Here is an 18,698-nt window from a genome sequence, read left to right as displayed (position 1 = left end):
TCGGCGCCCCCGCGTGACCCCCGAGGAACTCGAGACCGCCCGCGACCGCGTCATCGACGACGTGGTGGCGGGCGGCCTGTCGGTGCTGTTCTGCGGCATCAATCCCGGCCTGATGTCCGCGGCCACCGGCCACCACTTCGCCCGGCCCGGCAACCGGTTCTGGCCGGTGCTGCATCTGTCCGGTTTCACGCCGCGTCAGCTACGGCCCGCGGAGCAGCGCGAACTGCTCGACTACGGCCTCGGCATCACCAATGTGGTCGCGCGGGCCACGGCCCGCGCCGATGAGCTGAGCGAGGAGGAGCTGCGCACGGGCGGGCAGTTGCTGGCCGCCAAGGTGGAGCGACTGCGGCCCCGGTGGCTGGCGGTCGTCGGAGTGACTGCGTACCGCACGGCGTTCGGCGAACGGAAGGCGAAGATCGGACCGCAGGAGCGCACGATCGGTGGGACGAGGATCTGGGCGCTGCCCAATCCGAGCGGACTCAACGCCCACTGGACCGCGCAGACGATGGCCGACGAATTCGCGCGGCTGCGCGCCGCGGCGGAAGGTGACGACTCGCTCCAGGACGGCTGAATCCAGGACGGCTTGTTCCAGGATCGTCAGGGCGGGTCTGTCTCGGTCACCACGGCCAGCAGCTGGAACGCGGACAGTCCGACCCCTATCCACCGCTGATCGACGCGCCACAGGTGCAGCCACCCCATCTGCTGGCCGAGCCGCCGCCACGGTTCCGGCACCTCTTCGTCCCTCTCCACGCGCAGCCGCGTACCGGCGAGGCTGAAGGTGTCCGGCTCGCCCCAGCGTTCTGTGAGTCCCCGCAACAAGCCCTCCTGCTCGGCCAGACGCTGTTCCGCCTCCGCCTCTCGGTCCGCGTCCGCGGAGGCGCCGTCGCCGAAGTGCCCGTTGAGCTCCGCGATGTGAAATCCGGGGCCCTGCGAGCCGACGTCCGACGGGCCGCACTCCGGGGGGAAGTCACGGGCGCGCAGCAGGTCGATGATTTCGAGATGCCGTGCGGTGGTCATGGTCCCAGTAAACCTGTCGGCACTGACATGTGGCTGCCCGTCAGGCGTCGCGTCCGCGCAGGGCCCACCAGCCCGCCGCCATCGCGAGTGCGCTCCAGAGCGCCAGGACCGACATGCCGCTCCAGGGACCCAGCGTCCCTGCCGGATCCTGCAGCAGGATCTGTTGCCCCGCCCGGTCCGGCAGGAACTCGGCGGCGCTGCTGTCACGCGATACGTCCCCGATCACGAACGGCATGATCAGGAACAGCGGAACGAGCAGGCTCAGCGCACCGGTCACACTGCGCAGCAGGGCTGCGAGCCCGGCCGACAGCAGGCTGATCAGCGCGAAGTAGAGGGCGCAGCCGACGACCGCGCGCAGCGCTCCCGGGTCGCCGATGCCTATGCCGAATCCCTCGTCCATGAGTGCCTGACCCGACAGGAAGCAGGTCAGGCTTGTGGCCAGGCCGACGACGAACGCCGCCCAGCCCACAACGGCCAGTTTGGCGGCGTAGAAGAGTCCCCGGTTCGGAACAGCCGCCAGGGAGACCCGGATACCGGCGTTCTTGTACTCGGCGGCCATGGCTATGGCACCGAAGGTGAGGGCCGCCATCTGGCCGAAGTTCAGGCCGTAATAGGAGAACAGCACCGGATCGAAGTCGGTGACGCCGGGCTCCGGACGCCCCAGCGCGGCGCAAATGAGGACGGAGAAGCCGGCTGTAGCCAGGAAGACGGACATCAGCGAACCGGCAAGGGAGCGCAGCGAGCGGATCTTGATCCATTCGGCATACACAACTGCAGGGAATGACACGGCTCACGCCTCCTGGGTCACGTTGGTACGAACGGACGTGTACTCCGCCTGGTCTGCGGTCAGATTGAGATAGGCCTGCTCCAGCGTGGCTGTCTCATGGGTGAGTTCGAGGATGGGAATGGTCTCGTGGGCGGCGATCCGCCCGATCTCCTCCACCCGAGCGCCTTCGACCGTCCAGAGTCCGTCCTCGCTCCGGACAGGTGCGAAGCCCCGGGCAAGCAGGGCAGCGCGCAGTCGGCTGCCTTCCGTGGTCCGCAGTCGGACCCTCGGCCGGATGCGCAGGTCGATGAAGTCCTGCACGGGGGTGTCGGCCAGCAGTCGGCCCCGGCCGAGGACGACGAGGTGGTCGGCGAAGGTCGCGGTCTCATTCATCAGATGGCTGGAGACCAGGACGGTGCGGCCCTCCCGGGCGAGCCCTCGCATCAGTTCTCGGATCCAGATGATGCCTTCGGGGTCGAGTCCGTTGGAGGGTTCGTCGAGAATCAGCACCGACGGGTCGCCGAGCAGGGCTGCGGCTATCCCGAGCCGCTGGCGCATCCCGAGCGAGAAGGTCTTTGTCCGCCGGTCCGCGACCCCCGCGATGCCCGCCTCCTCAAGGACGTTGTCCACACGCCGCGCCGGGATGCGGTTGCTCACCGCGAGGGCCAGCAGATGGTTTCGCGCGGTACGCGAACCGTGCGCGGCCTGGGCGTCGAGCAGGGCACCGACCTGGCGCAGCGGCTCGCCGAGCTCGGCGTAGCGCCGTCCGCCGAAGGTGGCGGTGCCGGAGTTCGGCCGGTCCAGACCGAGGACGATGCGCATGGTGGTGGACTTTCCGGCGCCGTTGGGGCCGAGGAATCCGGTGACCTGGCCGGGCCGCACGCTGAACGTGAGGTGGTCCACGGCGCGGGTCGTGCCGTATTCCTTGGTGAGTTCTTGGACATCGATGCTGCTCATGTCTCAACATTCGCCCTCGCACCAGGTCCCGGACCTCCCCCACTCGTGGACTTCGTCTCCCCCGTGCGGGGGGAGCGGCTGCGATCATGGCGCTGGCACCATGGACGAATGCTCCGCTTCCTCCGCCCGCTGGCCCGGCCCGTCACGTACACACGCTGGCTGCATCTGTGCATCCCCATGGCCTTCGTGGCCATTTGGATGTTCATCGACATGGAGCGGGTCTACGTCGTGGCTGCGCTGGCCGTTCCGGTGGGTCTCCTTCCTGCGGTGCGGCTCGAAGAGGGGATACAGGCCCAGCTGCTGTTGACGCCGCACGAGCGGGGCAAGCCGGACGCCTCCATCGCGACCGCGCCGGCGGCCACTTGGCGGGACCGCTGGAGGACGGTGCTGTGGCTCGAGGTGCGGCTGCTCCTGTCCGGCGTGGCCACGATGGCGAGCGTGTGGCTGCCCGTGACCACCATCGATCTGATCGCGCGGGCGGGGGGCGGTGCACCTACCGACGCCAAAGTGCTGGGCTCCTGGGAGCCGCACTGGTGGTACGCGCTGCTCGCGGTGGTACCGATCGTGATGCTGTGCGTCTGCTTCGTGGTGCTCGGTGAATTCGTCACCTTCCTCGCCCGCCGCCTGCTCGGGCCATCCCCGACCGAACGTCTCACCGCCCTCGAGCAACGCACCGAGCAACTGCTTGAGCGCAACCGCATCGCCCGGGAGATCCACGACTCCATCGGGCACGCGCTGACCGTCGCCGTGGTGCAGGCGGGTGCGGCGCGGGTCGCCGGGGACCCGGAGTTCACCGAACGGGCCCTGGCCGCGATCGAGGAGACGGGCCGGGCCGCCCTCGACGATCTGGAGCGCGTTCTGCTCGTTCTGCGCGAGACCGGACAGCCGGTGAGCCAGCGACCGTCTCTCGAAGAGTCGGACCGCCTGCTGGAGTCGGCACGGGCGTCCGGGGCGAAGGTGGACGCCGAGATGACAGGTCCGCTGGAGCTGGTGCCCGGGCCGGTCTCCCGGGAGGGTTACCGCATCCTCCAGGAAGCACTCACCAATGTGCTGCGCCACTGCGGTCCCGTCGCGGTACAGGTGCGGATCGCTGTCATCGGGGAGCGACTGGAGATGGACGTGACCAATCCGCTCACCAGCGGCACGGCACCGAGGGGACAGGGCGGCAGCGGGCTGCGCGGCATACGGGAGCGGGCCGCTCTGCTCGGCGGAGAGACCCGGACCGGACCGTGCGAGGGAGAATGGAGGGTGCGCGTAAGGCTGCCGCTGGACGGCCTACGCTGACCGGATGCCGGTTACCGTTCTGCTCGTTGACGACGAACCCCTGGTCCGCGCGGGTCTGCGCGCCGTGCTGGAGGCGCAGCCCGACATCAAGGTGGTGGGCGAGGCGGCCGACGGCGCGGCCGTGGTCCCCCTCGTCCGGCAACTGCGGCCCGACGTGGTCGCGATGGACGTGCGGATGCCGCTGCTCGACGGCATCGAGGCCACACGGATCGTGCTCCGTACAGTCCCTCAGCCGCCGAAGATCCTGGTCGTGACGACCTTCGAGAACGACGAGTACGTCTACGAGGCGCTGCGCGCCGGGGCGGACGGCTTCCTGCTCAAGCGCGCCCGGCCGGCCGAGATCGTGCACGCGGTGCGGCTGGTCGCCGAGGGCGAGTCGCTGTTGTTCCCGGCTGCGGTCCGCTCCCTGGCCGCCGAGTACGGCAACTGCGCCGCCCGCGACGCGATGCAGCGGGCCGCGCTCACCGAGCGCGAGGCGGCGGTGCTGCGGCTGATGGCCCGGGGGCTGTCCAACGCGGAGATCGCCGCCGAGCTGATCGTCGGCTCGGAGACGGTGAAGTCCCATGTCAGCGCTGTGCTCGCCAAGCTGGGCGCCCGCGACCGCACCCAGGCGGTCATCGCCGCGTACGAGTCCGGTTTCGTGGCCCCTGCCTGACCCCGGCTCCGTCCGGCAGGAGCTCGCCGCCGTCGTACGCAGGCGAGTACGATCCGCACACACGCGCTCGAGCTGGGAGGACACAACGGATGGGGCGGCTGACCGGCGGAGACCCGTCGCTGTTGCGGCGGATCAATTCCGCGGTGGTACTCCATTCCCTGCGAAGCGCCGACTCCCCCACGCTCACGGATCTGACCCGGATCACAGGGCTGTCCCGGCCGACCGTCGAGGGTGTGGTCGAAGGGCTGATCGAGATCGGTCTGGTCGTCGAGTGCGTTCCCGAGGAGGGCGAGACGCGCCGACAGGGGCGTCCGGCCCGGCGGTTCAGGTTCCGTGCCGAAGCCGGTCATCTGCTGGGGATCGAGATCGGGGCCCATCGCGTCGCCGTGCTGCTCTCCGGCCTCGACGGGCGGATCATCGGCGCCGGTTCCCGTGAGGTGCCGGAGACCGCCGGCGAGGACGAGCGACTGGAACGCGTGCGCGCGGTCGTCGCCGATGTGCTGCGCCGCACCGGTGTCGCCCGCGGCAGTCTGCGTGCGGTCGGGGTCGGCTCACCCGGGATCGTGGAGTCCGACGGCACCGTACGGCTGTGCACGGCGCTGCCCGGCTGGACCGGTCTGGCGCTCGGCGAGCGGCTGCGCAGGTCGTTCCGCTGCCCCGTCCTCGTGGAGAACGACGCCAACGCCGCCGCGGTGGCCGAGCACTGGAAGGGCGCCGCGACGGACTCGGACGACATCGTGTTCGTGCTGGCGGGGCTGAGCCCGGGCGCGGGCTCTCTGATCGGCGGGAGGCTGCACCGCGGCTACGGCGGTGCGGCGGGCGAGATCGGCGCGCTGCACCTGCTGGGCCGCGAGGCGACCCCCGAGAAGCTGCTGTCGACAACGGACAAGCCGCTGCACCCGCTGGACGAGCAGGCGGTCGCCGATGTGTTCGCGCTCGCCAAGGGCGGTGACGAGCAGGCACGCGCGGCGGTCGACCGGTTCATCCAGCGACTGGTGCACAATGTGGCCGCCCTGGTGCTGGCACTCGATCCCGAGCTGGTGGTGGTCGGCGGCTGGGCGGCGGGGCTGGACGGCGTACTGGATCCGCTGCGCGAGCAGCTGTCCCGCTATTGCCTGCGGCCACCGAGGGTGGCACTGTCCCTGCTGGGCGAAGCGGCCGTGGCGACGGGTGCGCTGCGCCTGGCGCTCGACCACGTGGAGGAGCAGCTGTTCGCGGTCGAGCGAACGGTGACGGCCCGGCGCTGAGCGTGAGAGTTCGGCTGCGGCCGGCCGCACCGGCGGGCGTGGAGCGGGCCCGTCAGGAGGCGCGGCGCTCCTGGTCGTGGTGGCTGATCTCCAGGTCCCCGGAGTCGCCGAACGTCAGACGGCAGGTGTCGGCCCGGTAGGTGGCCACCGAGACGGCGGCCGTGCGGCCGGCGGAGAAGTAGCGGGTGGTGACGACCAGTACAGGCGCGCCCGGCAGCCGGTCCAGTTCCCTGGCGTCGTCGGCGCGCGCCGAGCCCAGTTCCACCGCGCGGTCCTGGCCCTCGAGGTCGAGGTGCTGGAGTTCGCGCAGGACGCCGCGGGCGAGCGCGGGTCCTGACGGTGCGTCGATGGCCGGCAGGGCGGGCACCGAGGAGGCGGGGACGTACAGCAGCTCGGCGGCGACCGGCTGGCCGTGGATCATGCGGACGCGGCGCACGATGTGGGTGGCTTCGTCGGTGTCGGTGCCGAGCACGCGGGCCACGGCGGGCGGCGGGACGGTGACGGTGCATTCGGCGGCCTGCCAGGCGTCGGCGTCCGTGCCGGGCCAGTCGTGCTCGGAGGTGGACACGTCCACGCCCATGCGCGGCGGGGCGACGGTCGTACCGACGCCGCGGCGGCGCTGGAGGCGGCCTTCCAGCTCGAGCTGCTCGAGCGCCTGGCGGAGCGTGGCGCGGGCGACGCCGAAGCGTGCGGCGAGATCTCGTTCGTTCGGCAGGATCTCGCCCACGGTGAAGTCCGAGTCGAGTGCTTCACCGATCACGGTCTTGAGATGCCAGTACTTAGGTTCCGGCACCGATTCCAGTTGCGTGGTCCCCACCCTGATCCTCCGCAATCGCCGTGTCAGCGGCGGCTTTTCCGCGCCCTTGTTTATTAAAGGTTCCTGCACTATCTCTGCGACCATAGGACCGCCCAGGACCTTGGTCAAGACCAATCCTGCCTCCGTCACGCTACGGAACAGCACGACTTCGCAGAGCGTTTACAGGACGTTCGTGACCCCGCCGAACAGGCACGGCATGAGACCCCGTGTCCGGATCCGACACGGGGTCCGACGTGCGGCGAAAGCCGTGGCGTCAGCGCTGGAGGGACTCGAGCGCGCCGAGCTTGTCTGGGTTGCGGACGATGTAAATGCACTGAATGCGTCCGTCCAGAACCTCCACCTGCAAGGCCGTGTCCGGCTTCCCGCCCGAGAGCACGAGCAGGGCGGGAGCGCCGTTGAGCTCCACCAGGCGGGCTTCCGCGTCGGGTGCCTGCTGCTGTGCCACGGCGACCAGGAAACGACCCACCTTGTCGGCGCTCTCCATGACGCGCAAGGGGGCCTTGGCCTTGCCTCCACTGTCGCTGACCAGGCGCACATCGGGGGCGAGGAGGTTCAGCAGCCCGTGCAGGTCGCCTCCGGCCGCCGCCGCGAGGAAACGCTCCGTCAGATCGCGGCACTCGGCGGGGTCCACGTCGTACCGGTGTCTGCGCTCCTCGACATGCTTGCGTGCCCGGCCGGCGAGCTGGCGCACGGCCGCCTCGGAGCGCTCCAGCGTGGTCGCGATCTCCCCGTAGGAGAAGCCGAAGGCCTCTCGTAGCACGAACACCGCCCGCTCCAGCGGCGAGAGCGACTCCAGGACGACAAGGACGGCGAGGGAGACGGAGTCGGCGAGCACCACCCGTTCGGCCGTGTCGGGCACGGCAGGGCCGAAGTCGGTGACGATGGGCTCGGGCAGCCAGGGACCGACGTACGCCTCGCGCCGCGACCGGACGTGGCGCAGCCGGTCGATGGCGAGGCGGGTGGTGATCCGGACGAGGTACCCCCGCGGTTCCCGGACTTCGTCGCGTTCCTCGGCCGACCAGCGCAGCCAGGCCTCCTGCACCACGTCTTCGGCGTCGGCGACCCTGCCGAGCATCCGGTAGGCCACGCCGGTCAGAACGGGTCGGTGCTCCTCGAAAACGGCGGTTGCGGTGTCTGCTGCCACCCCTCCATCCCAGCCCACGCGGCCTCCGCTGTCCAGGCGGTATGGGTGCGTCGCGCGGCACAGTGGCGAGCACCGCACTACTGTCCCCTTGAACTGGAAGCTACCGAACGGTAATTGTTACTGACAGTGCGTCTACGACAAGTGTCAGGGGAGCAGCTGGATGGCCGCAGAGATCTCGTTCTCCATCGAGACGGCGCAGGGCAGCCGCGCGCTGTCCGTCGCCTATGAACGCCGCGGCTCCGGTGAGCCGCTGCTGCTGCTCCACGGGATAGGGCACCACTGGCAGGCATGGGAGCCCGTGCTGGGGATTCTCGCCGCCGAGCGCGATGTGATCGCCGTCGATCTGCCCGGCTTCGGCACCTCGCCCGCGCTGCCCGACGGCGTGCCCTACGACCTGTCCACCGTGTCCGTCGCGCTCGGCGCGTTCTGTACGGCGCTGGGCGTCGAGCGGCCGCATGTCGCGGGCAACTCCCTCGGCGGCCTGCTCGCTCTCGAGCTGGGCCGCGAGAAGCTCGTCAGGTCGGTGACCGCACTGTCCCCGGCCGGCTTCTGGTCGGAGGCCGAGAGGCGCTACGCGTTCACGACGCTTCGCGCGATGCGGCTGGGGGCGCGGTCCATGCCCCTGCCGCTGATCGAGCGACTGTCCCGCACGGCCGCCGGTCGGACGGCGCTCACCGGCACCATCTACGCACGGCCCGGACGGCGTTCACCCGAGGCCGCCGTCGCCGAGACGCTCAGCCTGCGGGGGGCCACCGGCTTCCACCAGACCCTCGCCGCGGGGCGCGATGTGCTGTTCACCGACGACATCCCCGATCTGCCCGTCACCATCGGCTGGGGCACCAGGGACCGTCTGCTCGTGCGCCGTCAGGGCCTGCGGGCCAAGCACATCATTCCCGGCGCGCGTCTGGTCCGGCTGCCGGGCTGCGGGCATGTCCCCATGAACGACGACCCGGCGCTGGTGGCCCGCCTCCTGCTGGACGCCAGCAACTGACCCGGCAAGCCTGCGGCTGATCCGGTGCCGCAGGCCGCCGCGGCGGTGGAGACCGAACCGGAGGCCCGCGGCGGCAACGGTGGCGTCGCGGCGTCCGGCTCGGGCGCGGGCACGCCCGAGCCGAGCGCCACTCCGGGGCCGGCCGGGCCACGCGTCCGCCGACCGACCACCCGTCGGCCGCTCGGGCAGTCGACGGGTGCGGCCGGCGCTGGGGCGGACGACGGGGTGGAGCTGCTCGGGTACGCGCATCTGGACCGTCCGAGATCGCTCGCGAGGTACGGCCGCCGACTGAAGCGGTCCACGCGCGCGGCGCGCTGGGACGGTCCCTCAACGTCCGCTGCCGGCTGTTCACTTGGGGTTCGCGTGCCGGCCGCGGCCGGGCACTAGGCATGGCACGGCACACTGTCCGGAACCGCCTGGAGGCGCAAGCGATGTCGCACATCCCGCCAAGATCCTCCCCCGCCCGCCGTTCCGTCCTGATGGGCACGGTCGCCGCATCGGCCGCGCTGGCGCTGCCGACGGCCGCCGCCCCCGCGCTGGCGCTGTCCGGCCGCCCGCGCGCCGCGTGGGGCGTGCAGACCGGCGATGTCACGACCTCGTCCGGGCTGGTGTGGGTGCGCTCGGACCGGCCCGCGCGGATGATCGTGGAGACCTCCGCAACCGAGTCCTTCAGGCACGCGCGCCGCTGGCACGGCCCGTTGCTGGGCCCGGGCACGGACTTCACGGGGACGACCGCGCTGCGCGGGCTGCCGCCCGGCGAGCAGGTGCACTACCGGGTCACGCTCGCCGACCCGGACGATCCGCGGCGCTGTGGCGAGGCGGTGTACGGGACGTTCCGTACGGCCCCTGCCCGGCGGCGTGAGGGTGTGCGTTTCCTGTGGTCGGGCGATATCGCGGGGCAGGGCTGGGGCATCAACCCGGACATCGGCGGCTACCGTGCCTACGAGGAGATGCGCCGCCTCGACCCGGACTTCTTCCTGTGCAGTGGTGACACGGTCTACGCGGACGGGCCGCTCGCGGCGAGTGTGACGCTGCCCGACGGACGGGTGTGGCGCAACCTCGTGACCGAGGAGAAGTCGAAGGTCGCCCAGACGCTCGGCGAATACCGCGGAAACTTCCGGTACAACCTGCTCGATGACCATGTGAGGCGGTTCAACGCCCAGGTCCCGACGATCGTGCAGTGGGACGACCACGAGGTGCGCAACAACTGGTACCCCGGCCAGATCCTCGACGATCCGCGGTACACCGAGAAGGACGTCGATGTTCTCGCGCGGCGCTCGATGCAGGCGTTCGGCGAGTACTTCCCCGTCGGCACGCTGTCCCCGCGCGGCAGCGACGGCCGTATCCACCGGGTGGTGCACCACGGTCCGCTGCTCGACGTGTTCGTGCTCGACATGCGGACGTATCGCAACGCCAACTCCCCCGGGCGCCAGGCCGACGACGCCGAGGGCATCCTCGGTGCCGAGCAGCTCGCCTGGCTCAAGCGGGAGCTCTCCCGGTCGCGTGCGGTGTGGAAGGTGATCGCATCCGACATGCCGCTGGGGCTCGTGGTGCCGGACGGTTCAGCGAACTTCGAGGCCGTGGCACAGGGGGACCCGGGCGTGCCCCTCGGCCGGGAGCTGCAGATCGCCGATCTGCTGCGGTTCATCAAGCACCGCCGGATCACCGGCACGCTGTGGCTCACGGCGGATGTGCACTACACGTCCGCTCAGCACTACGCGCCGGAGCGGGCGGTGTACAAGGACTTCGCGCCGTTCTGGGAGTTCGTCTCCGGTCCACTGGCGGCCGGCGGTTTCCCGGCCAACGCGCTGGACGGCACCTTCGGTCCGGACCGGATCTTCGTCCGGGCGCCTGAGCGCCCGAATGTGTCGCCGATGGAGTCGCCGCAGTACTTCGGAGAGGTGGCCATCGACGGCGACAGCGGCGAGTTGACCGTGCGGCTGCGGGCGGAGGGCAACACGGTTCTGTTCAGCAAGACGCTTCAGCCGGGCCGGGTGGGCCAGTAGCGGCGGGCAGCGCGGGTCGCGCAGCGCATGGTGACCTGCCGGGCCGTCCGGGCTTGCGCTCGTCGCGGCCGGGGCCCTGCTCGCCGAAGGCGACGGCGGGGAGGCACCGGCGCTGCTCAGTTCCTCCGACGGCGTGGGCGCCGAGCGCGGCGAGGACCGGCTACGGGCCTTCGACGCACTGCCGGTGCCGTCCGCACGCCGGCAGCGGGACAGCACGCGGCGCGGGCGGAAGATCGGAGTGCGGGGAGGGGACGGTGCAGCTCCACCGGCCGGTCGTTTCGGCCCCCGTGCGACCGCCGTGATCGGCACCTGTGCGAGGACGTGGGCGGTCCTCCCGGCCGCGCCCGGGTCGCTGCCCAGCGCCGACCGCCGCCGCGCGGACTCGCCGGGTACTGGACATGCCGCAGACTGTGTCGAGCAGTGCGCGCCGCGGTCACGGCGCACGGGTGCGGCCGGCGAGCAGGAGATCTGCGGTCCGGCCGCACCGGCCGGGAAAACGGGTTCGCCCGGGCCCACCCCCGGCCGGCATCCCGGCTGACGACTGCGGCGCATCCTGGAACGAACACTCCACGCCAGGAATAGCCAAAAACCACCTATAGCGGCCTAGAAGCACGCTTAACCCATCAGTCACAAAGCGTTCGTGATCACGCAACACCGTTCGGTCACAGTGGTGCCATGACAGATGTGACTTCTGCGAAGAGTGCCCGCCGTCCGCACCACTGGCGACGGGATCTCGTCGAACTGGCCGCCATGTTCACCGCCGTCGCGGTCGCCGACGCCGTCGCCAATCTCGTCGGGCACGGTCCCGACGGCCCGTTCCTGCTGGTCGTATCGGCGGGGACGCTCGTCGCCACGGCCGCGTTCCACACATGGTGGGCACGCCGCCACAGCCATGCTCCTCCGACCGGAAGCCCGACACGGACACCGGCCGCCGAAGGCCGCACCGCATCGGGCCACAACTCCGGCTCCACCGACGACTCCACGCAACACTCCACCGACCACTCCACCGACGACCGCCCGCGGGAGACCGTGCTGTGGCGCATGCGCACCACGGTGCGGGACACGCCGGGCAGCCTTGCCGCGCTGTGCACGGCGCTCGCGGGGCAGCGCGTGGACATTCTGACGCTGCAGACCCATCCACTGGCCGACGGGACGGTGGACGAATTCCTGTTGCGGGCCCCGGCCGCACTCCAGGCACAGGAGATCAGCCGTGAGGTTGCCGCGGCCGGCGGACGCAGCACGTGGATCGAGCGCGCCGATGCCCACGATCTGGTCGACACCCCGACCCGGGTGCTCGGACTCGCCACCCGCACCGCGCTGGACGCGGCCGAACTCCCTCTCGCGCTACGGCAGTTGCTGGGCCGCTGCACGATACGCTCCCGGCCCGCCCTCTCGCTGACCGGCCGGTCCACCGGTGAGCTGCCGCCACTGGAGGGCGTACTGGAGGAGACGGTGATGCACCTGCGTGACCCGAACGGCGGCGCGATCACCGTCGATCGGCCCTATCTCCCCTTCACGCCCACCGAATTCGCCAGGGCACGAGCTCTGGTCGAGCTCGACGCCCGTCTGGGCCCCCGTATCCCGCGCAGCCAGGACGTCCTCACCCTCCCCGAGGGCAACGAGATCACCGTGCGCCGCGCCGACCAGGGCGATGTCGAGGCCGCCCTGGCCATGCACGAGCGGTGCTCCAACCGCACCCTGAGCCTGCGCTACCACGGGCCGGTCGGCGACGCCGGCCGCTATCTCGACCATCTGCTCAGCCCGCGCTACGGCCGCACGCTCGCCGTGGAGGCGGCGTCCGGCCGCCTGGTCGCCCTCGGCCATCTGCTGTGGGACGGCGACGAAACCGAGGTGGCTCTGCTGGTCGAGGACGACTGGCAGCGGCGCGGTATCGGCTCCGAGCTGCTCCGCCGGCTGGTCGTGCTCGCCGGCGAGGCGGGCTGCGAGAGCGTGTACGCCGTCACCCAGTCGTCCAACACCGCCATGGTTGCGGCCATGCGCGGTCTCGGTCTGCCGCTGGACTACCAGATCGAGGAAGGAACGCTGGTGGTCACCGCGCGACTCGATACGGCTCCCGCACGTCCGGAGTCCCGTTACGAACAGATCGAGCGCTGAGCGCCTCGGTCAGATCCCGCCAGAGGTCCTCGACGTCCTCGAGCCCGACCGACAGCCGCAGCAGCCGGTCGCTGACGCCCGCCGCGCGCCGGTCTCCCTCGGCCACGATCCGGTGGCTGATGGAGGCCGGGTGCTGTATCAGGGTGTCGACGCTGCCGAGACTGACCGCCGGGGTGATCAGCCGGACTCCGGCGATCACGTCGTGCGGGTCGCCGTAGACCTCGAACGAGACCATCGCCCCGCCGATGCTCGGGTAGTGGACCCGGGCGACCCGCGGGTCCGTGGCAAGCCTCCGCGCCAGGTCGGCGGCGGTCGCGGATGCGGCCCGGACCCGTACCGGCAGCGTGGACAGGCCGCGGAGCAGCAGGTATCCGGCCATCGGATGCAGTACGCCGCCGGTCGCGAACCGCACCTGGCGCAGCTTGCGGGCGAAGTCCTCGTCGCTGGCGACCACGCCGCCCATGACGTCACCGTGACCACCCAGGTACTTGGTCGCACTGTGCAGCACCAGCCGGGCGCCCTCCTCCACCGGGCGCTGCAGCACGGGGGTGGCGAAGGTGTTGTCCACCAGCAGCGGAACCGAGCCGCAGGCATGCCGTACGGCCCGCAGATCGACCTCGGCGAGCGTCGGGTTGGCGGGCGTCTCGACCATCACCAGACCGGTGTCGGGGCGCAGGGCGTCGGCGATGCCGGCCGGGTCTGCCCAGGTCACCTCGGTCCCGAGCAGCCCGGCGTTCAGCAGATGGTCGCTGCAGCCGTACAACGGCCGGACGGCAACCACATGGCGCAGCCCCATGCTCGCCCGCACCAGCAGGACGGCTGTCAATGCCGCCATACCGCTGGCGAACGCAACCGCACTCTGGGTTCCCTCGAGCTTGGCCAGCGCGGTCTCGAACCGGGCCGTGGTCGGATTGTCCAGCCGGGCGTAGACCGGCGGGCCCTCCAGCTTGGCGCCGGTCGTGGCGAATGCGTCGATCCGTCCTGCCTCGGCTGCGGCGTCGTACGACGGGTAGGTCGTGGACAGATCGAGCGGCGGGGCGTGCAGGCCGAGCTGGGCGAGATCCTCGCGTCCGGCGTGCACGGCATCGGTGGCCAGGGCCCGGGGTACAGGGGTGACCGAAGCTGCGTTCTCCATGGCCGCACTGTGAACACCTACCGGAAAGTAATGCTCCAGGCCCGTGCTACGTTCGACAAATGGCTGAATCTGTCGCACTGGACCCGGTAGATCTGCACATACTCCGCCTTCTGCAGAACGACGCCCGGACCACGTACCGGGAGCTGGCGGCAGAGGTCGGGGTCGCCCCGTCCACCTGTCTGGACCGTGTCACCAGGCTGCGCCGCTCCGGCGTGATTCTGGGCCATCGGCTCGCCCTGGACCCGGCCCGGCTGGGGCGCGGGTTGCAGGCGCTGCTCCTGGTGCAGGTGCGGCCGCACCGGCGGGAGCTGATCGGGCCGTTCGTCGACCGCATCCGGGCGCTGCCCGAGTCGCGCGCGCTGTTCCATCTCACCGGCCCCGACGACTATCTGGTGCATGTGGCCGTGCAGGATCCGGCGGATCTGCAGCGGCTGGTTCTGGACGAATTCACGTCGCAGCGCGAAGTCGCGCGTGTGGAAACCCGGTTGATCTTCCAGCAGTGGGACTGCGGCCCGCTGCTCCCGCCCGCTTCGGCGACAGGCGACTGAATCCGGACGGTGGTGACGCGGGGGCCCCGCTCGTATCAGGATGTGCGCATGCCAGACACTTCCAACAGCGCGCTGCCGCGCCAAGTAGCCGACGCCTACGTCGACGCACTCATCGAACTCGACCCGATCACCGGTACCTATCTGGGAATCAGGGAGAGCTCCGGTCTCCTCCCGGACTACTCGCCCGTGGGGCAGGAGGCCGTCGCCGCGCTCGCTCGCGCGACACTGGCCCGGCTCGACGAGGCGGAGAAGCTCCCCGGGGCCGAGAGCGGTACGGAAAGGCGCTGCGGCCGTCTGCTGCGCGAGCGGCTGACGGCACAGCTTGCCGTCCATGAGGCGGACGAGGGCCTGCGAACGGTCAGCAACCTGAGCTCGCCCGCCCATGACGTGCGCTCGGTGTTCAGCGTGACGCCGACGGAGACCGAGGAGGACTGGGCGGCCGTGGCACAGCGGTTGCGCGCGGTCCCGGCGGCTCTGGAGGGGTACCGCGCGTCGCTGGCCCTGGGACTCGAGAGGAAGCTGCACGGCGGCCCGCGTGCGACGAGGACGGTCATCGGGCAGTTGACGGAGTGGATCGGCTCGGAGCGGGGCTGGTTCGAGGAGTTCGCGGCGGACGGCCCCGAGGCGCTGCGCACCGAACTGGACGAGGCCGCCCGTATCGCCGGCACGGCACTCTCCGAGCTGCGCGACTGGATGCGCGATGTGTACGCCCCCGCTGTCGCCGACGCCCCGGACACGGTCGGCCGCGAGCGCTACGCGCGCTGGTCGCGCTACTACAACGGCACCGATCTCGATCTCGACGAGGCGTACGCCTACGGCTGGGCCGAGTACCACCGGCTGCTCGCCGAGATGAGGACCGAGGCCGACAAGATCATCCCGGGCGCGGGCCCCTGGGAGGCTCTGGCCCACCTCGACGTGCACGGCGAGCACATCGAGGGCGAGGAGGAGGTGCGGGTGTGGCTCCAGAACCTGATGGACGAGGCGATCGTCGCGCTGGACGGCACGCACTTCGAACTCGCCGAGCGGGTAAGGAAAGTGGAGTCCCGCATCGCCCCGCCGGGAGGAGCGGCCGCCCCGTACTACACCGGCCCTTCCGAGGACTTCTCCCGCCCCGGCCGCACCTGGCTGCCGACCATGGGAGCCGAGCGCTTCCCCGTGTACGACCTGGTGTCGACCTGGTACCACGAGGGAGTGCCGGGCCATCATCTGCAGATCGCGCAGTGGGCGCATGTCGCCGACCAGCTGTCCCGCTACCAGGCGACGGTCGGCGGCGTCAGCGCCAATGTGGAGGGCTGGGCGCTGTACGCGGAGCGCCTGATGGACGAGCTGGGTTTCCTGCCCGACCCGGAGCGCCGGCTCGGGTATCTCGATGCGCAGATGATGCGGGCGTGCCGGGTGATCGTGGACATCGGCATGCATCTTGAGCTGGAGATTCCGGCGGACTCGCCCTTCCACCCCGGCGAGCGCTGGACGCCGGAGCTGGCGCAGGAGTTCTTCGGCAGCCACAGCGGCCGGCCCGCGGACTTCGTGGAGAGTGAACTGACTCGCTATCTGTCGATCCCCGGCCAGGCGATCGGCTACAAGCTCGGCGAACGCGCCTGGCTGCTGGGCCGGGAGAACGCCCGCCGTGCGCACGGCGACGCGTTCGACGCGAAGGCGTGGCACATGGCGGCCCTGTCACAGGGCGCGCTGGGACTGGACGACCTGGTCGACGAGCTGTCGAAACTGTGACGGCTGAGGGCCGGCCCGGGGGGCGGGTTCGCCCCCCCGGCCGGCCGTACCCGGGACCCCGCAGCTCATCGGCCGGGGGATGCGAGCGCCGCCGCCCCGCCCCGCCCCGAGAATTCGTTTCCCGCTCCCCCTCCCCCTGCCGCATCCTGTCGTGTCATGCGCACGCTTCACCTTTCCCCCAGAGTCACCGCCACCGGCTCCGCCCTCGCGGCAGCGGCAGTGCGGCGCGGCATGAGCGTCCGGACGATGCACGACTGGCGGGTGCCCGAGGAGTCGAAGGGCGCGCCGGGCGCCTCCCTGTACGCCGCTCCGCTGTTCGCCGACGCGGTGGCCGACGAGCTGGGGCTCGCGCTGCTGGAGGCCCCCGAGGACTGGCTGGCCTCGCTGCCGTACGAACTCACCGGCCGCGAGATCCAGTTCACCTCTCTCGCGAAGGCCCGCGCCCTTCGCCGGCCCGCCTTCGTCAAGCCGCCCAACGACAAGAGCTTCCCCGCACGGATCTACGCGGACGGCAGCGGGCTGCCGGGACCTGACGCGGCGGACGACGACACCCGAGTGCTGGTCAGCGACATCGTGAGGTTCATGACGGAGTACCGGCTGTTCCTGCTGGACGGTGTCGTGGTGACGGGGAGCCGCTACGCCGTGCACGGCGACCTCGATGTCGCGCCGCTCGACAAGGACCCGCGCCGGGCCGAGGTTCTCGACTTCGCCGCCCGGCTCGGGGGTACGGGTCTGCCGAGCGCGATCGTGGTCGACGTCGGCGCCGTGGACGGTGGTTGGGCGGTCGTGGAGGCCAACGCTGCTTGGGCGAGCGGCCATTACGCCTGCGACGACGACACGGCCCTGGACGTCGTTCTGCGGGCCGCACGCCCGGCGGCCGAGACACTGCCGTCGGACGCGCGCTTTGTACGCCCTTGCCCGTCGGTCCTGCGCGGGGGGTGACCGCGGCGCCGTTCAGCCTGGGCAGGGATCCCGGCCCCGGCGTCGGCGTACGCGGCGAACTCCGCCGCGTGTGCCTCCTCCCCCGGCGCGGCCCGTTCCGCACGGTGATGCGCTCGACATCGCCCCGCTCGGCCTGCGGCATGGGAGCACCGCTGCTGCGCGCAGCGCGGCGGCCCCCGGTCGGCCACGGCGGCGCTCGGCCGAGGGCATGGATCCGACCGATTCTCCAGCGTGTTCGAGCTGCTGGGCCCACGGCACGACCCGCGACGAAGCGGCGGCCCCGTCTCAGCAGCCGCAGTCCTCCGCGTCGACAGGCGCGGTCAGGGGGTCGGCCTCACGCTCGGCCGGACCCTGCCAGGTCTCGTACGCGAAGCCCTCCCGGGCCCAGTACTCGAAGCCGCCGAGCATCTCCTTGACCTGGAAGCCGAGCTCCGCAAGGGCGAGCGCCGCACGGGTGGCACCGTTGCAGCCGGGACCCCAGCAGTACGTGACGACCGGCACGGACTTGTCGAGGAGCTTCTCCGCCTGCGCGGGAATCAGCGCGGTCGGCAGGTGGATCGCCCCCGGCACATGGCCCTGGTCCCAGGACTCGGTGGAGCGGGAGTCCAGCACGACGAATCCGGGGTCCCCGTCGGCCGCGAGGGCGCCCGCGACGTCCGAGACATCGGCATGGAAGGCCAGGCTCGCGCTGAAGTAGACGGCAGCGGCGGCCGGGGAGGCGGGCGGCACCCGCAGGACGGAGTTCACCGGCCGACTGCCCCGAGCTGTGGAATCGTCGTCGTGGTCATGACTGAGAATCTAGGGTCGCTGGTCGTTCCCATGAAGTGGGAATCCACGGGAGGTGTCTTGATCGGCCGGGGATTCCCCTGTTATCTCTCGGACATGACGGGATATTCACCGGACGCCACCGACTGGCGCATACTCCACGTACTCCAGGCCCGGGGCAGGGCCGGCTTCGCCGAGCTGGCCAGGGCCGTCTCGATGTCGGCGAGCGCGGTCACCGAGCGGGTGCGGCGGCTGGAGGAGGCGGGGGTCATCACCGGCTACACGGCCGTCGTCGACCACGAGCGGCTGGGACTGCCCCTCCTGGCGTTCGTGCGGCTGCGTTATCCGAACGGGAACTACAAGCCGTTCCACGATCTGCTCGGCACGACGCCCGAGATCCTCGAGGCCCACCATGTGACGGGCGACGACTGCTTTGTGATCAAGGTCGCCACCCGCTCCATGAGCCACCTCGAGGAGGTCTCGGGGAAGATCGGCACGCTGGGGTCCGTCACCACCAGCGTCGTCTACTCCTCGCCCCTTCCGCGCCGGGCGATCAGCGGCTGATCCCCGCTTGGAAA

The 18,698-nt window shown here is 71.0% G+C and carries 18 protein-coding genes; 11 read left to right on the top strand and 7 right to left on the bottom strand.

Going from position 1 to position 18,698, the window contains the following annotated elements; translation table 11 throughout:
- Positions 1-13 precede the first annotated feature (13 nt).
- Positions 14-571, top strand: a complete 558-nt coding sequence (mug, locus tag ACFYWI_RS22070) for a G/U mismatch-specific DNA glycosylase (RefSeq protein WP_389235092.1) — start codon at positions 14-16, stop codon at positions 569-571.
- Between the two features lie 26 nt (positions 572-597).
- Here the strand turns inward: mug and ACFYWI_RS22065 are convergent, their stop codons facing one another.
- The 3 genes from ACFYWI_RS22065 to ACFYWI_RS22055 are packed head-to-tail and all read right to left on the bottom strand — an operon-like array spanning position 598 to position 2,740.
- Positions 598-1,017 (bottom strand): hypothetical protein, encoded by a 420-nt coding sequence (locus ACFYWI_RS22065; RefSeq protein WP_389235089.1) that lies wholly within the window; start codon positions 1,015-1,017, stop codon positions 598-600.
- A 40-nt stretch (positions 1,018-1,057) separates the two neighbouring features.
- Positions 1,058-1,804, bottom strand: coding sequence for an ABC transporter permease (locus tag ACFYWI_RS22060; protein WP_389235086.1), 747 nt, complete (start codon positions 1,802-1,804; stop codon positions 1,058-1,060).
- Between the two features lie 3 nt (positions 1,805-1,807).
- Positions 1,808-2,740: an ATP-binding cassette domain-containing protein gene (locus tag ACFYWI_RS22055; RefSeq protein ID WP_389235083.1), complete on the bottom strand. Its 933-nt coding sequence runs from the start codon at positions 2,738-2,740 to the stop codon at positions 1,808-1,810.
- 108 nt (positions 2,741-2,848) lie between these two features.
- On the opposite strand from ACFYWI_RS22055, the gene ACFYWI_RS22050 reads away from it, so the two are divergent.
- From ACFYWI_RS22050 to ACFYWI_RS22040, 3 genes are all read left to right on the top strand, one after another.
- A complete protein-coding gene (locus tag ACFYWI_RS22050; RefSeq protein ID WP_389235079.1) occupies positions 2,849-4,024 on the top strand; it encodes a sensor histidine kinase in 1,176 nt (391 codons plus the stop codon).
- A 4-nt stretch (positions 4,025-4,028) separates the two neighbouring features.
- Positions 4,029-4,679, top strand: coding sequence for a response regulator (locus ACFYWI_RS22045; protein WP_389235076.1), 651 nt, complete (start codon positions 4,029-4,031; stop codon positions 4,677-4,679).
- 89 nt (positions 4,680-4,768) lie between these two features.
- Positions 4,769-5,926 carry an ROK family protein gene (locus ACFYWI_RS22040; protein ID WP_389235073.1) on the top strand — a complete coding sequence of 386 codons (1,158 nt, stop codon included), beginning with the start codon at positions 4,769-4,771 and terminating at the stop codon, positions 5,924-5,926.
- A 52-nt stretch (positions 5,927-5,978) separates the two neighbouring features.
- Here the strand turns inward: ACFYWI_RS22040 and ACFYWI_RS22035 are convergent, their stop codons facing one another.
- Both ACFYWI_RS22035 and ACFYWI_RS22030 read right to left on the bottom strand, forming a co-directional pair.
- Positions 5,979-6,743, bottom strand: coding sequence for a GntR family transcriptional regulator (locus ACFYWI_RS22035; RefSeq protein WP_389235574.1), 765 nt, complete (start codon positions 6,741-6,743; stop codon positions 5,979-5,981).
- 253 nt (positions 6,744-6,996) lie between these two features.
- Positions 6,997-7,887: an RNA polymerase sigma-70 factor gene (locus tag ACFYWI_RS22030; RefSeq protein ID WP_389235070.1), complete on the bottom strand. Its 891-nt coding sequence runs from the start codon at positions 7,885-7,887 to the stop codon at positions 6,997-6,999.
- Positions 7,888-8,047: 160 nt separating this feature from the next.
- Between ACFYWI_RS22030 and ACFYWI_RS22025 the strand changes: the two genes are divergently transcribed.
- The 3 genes from ACFYWI_RS22025 (at position 8,048) to ACFYWI_RS22015 (ending at position 12,999) form a co-directional block, all read left to right on the top strand.
- Positions 8,048-8,878, top strand: coding sequence for an alpha/beta fold hydrolase (locus ACFYWI_RS22025; protein ID WP_389235066.1), 831 nt, complete (start codon positions 8,048-8,050; stop codon positions 8,876-8,878).
- Between the two features lie 431 nt (positions 8,879-9,309).
- A complete protein-coding gene (locus ACFYWI_RS22020; protein ID WP_389235063.1) occupies positions 9,310-10,884 on the top strand; it encodes an alkaline phosphatase D family protein in 1,575 nt (524 codons plus the stop codon).
- 675 nt (positions 10,885-11,559) lie between these two features.
- Positions 11,560-12,999, top strand: coding sequence for a GNAT family N-acetyltransferase (locus tag ACFYWI_RS22015; protein WP_389235060.1), 1,440 nt, complete (start codon positions 11,560-11,562; stop codon positions 12,997-12,999).
- Here the strand turns inward: ACFYWI_RS22015 and ACFYWI_RS22010 are convergent.
- Positions 12,935-14,134, bottom strand: coding sequence for a trans-sulfuration enzyme family protein (locus tag ACFYWI_RS22010; RefSeq protein WP_389235057.1), 1,200 nt, complete (start codon positions 14,132-14,134; stop codon positions 12,935-12,937). The two genes, ACFYWI_RS22015 and ACFYWI_RS22010, sit on opposite strands and share 65 nt — an antisense overlap.
- A 59-nt stretch (positions 14,135-14,193) precedes the next feature.
- On the opposite strand from ACFYWI_RS22010, the gene ACFYWI_RS22005 reads away from it, so the two are divergent.
- The 3 genes from ACFYWI_RS22005 (at position 14,194) to ACFYWI_RS21995 (ending at position 17,355) form a co-directional block, all read left to right on the top strand.
- Positions 14,194-14,682, top strand: a complete 489-nt coding sequence (locus tag ACFYWI_RS22005; protein ID WP_389235054.1) for an Lrp/AsnC family transcriptional regulator — start codon at positions 14,194-14,196, stop codon at positions 14,680-14,682.
- Positions 14,683-14,730: 48 nt separating this feature from the next.
- A complete protein-coding gene (locus ACFYWI_RS22000) occupies positions 14,731-16,413 on the top strand; it encodes a DUF885 domain-containing protein (protein ID WP_389235051.1) in 1,683 nt (560 codons plus the stop codon).
- A 156-nt stretch (positions 16,414-16,569) separates the two neighbouring features.
- Complete coding sequence (locus ACFYWI_RS21995; protein ID WP_389235048.1) at positions 16,570-17,355, top strand: ATP-grasp domain-containing protein; 786 nt, start codon at positions 16,570-16,572, stop codon at positions 17,353-17,355.
- A gap of 285 nt (positions 17,356-17,640) precedes the next feature.
- On the opposite strand, the gene ACFYWI_RS21990 is transcribed toward ACFYWI_RS21995, so the two are convergent.
- The gene (locus ACFYWI_RS21990) at positions 17,641-18,102 is read right to left on the bottom strand and encodes a rhodanese-like domain-containing protein (protein WP_389235045.1); all 462 of its coding nucleotides are present in this window, start codon (positions 18,100-18,102) and stop codon (positions 17,641-17,643) included.
- A 135-nt stretch (positions 18,103-18,237) separates the two neighbouring features.
- Here ACFYWI_RS21990 and ACFYWI_RS21985 point away from each other — a divergent pair, with 135 nt between their 5' ends.
- Complete coding sequence (locus ACFYWI_RS21985; RefSeq protein ID WP_389235042.1) at positions 18,238-18,684, top strand: Lrp/AsnC family transcriptional regulator; 447 nt, start codon at positions 18,238-18,240, stop codon at positions 18,682-18,684.
- Positions 18,685-18,698: the final 14 nt, after the last annotated feature.

Source organism: Streptomyces sp. NPDC002889 (assembly GCF_042888425.1).
In the GTDB taxonomy this organism is placed as follows: domain Bacteria; phylum Actinomycetota; class Actinomycetes; order Streptomycetales; family Streptomycetaceae; genus Streptomyces.
Note: the sequence above shows the minus strand (reverse complement) of the source record. Positions and strands in the feature narration are given on the sequence as shown.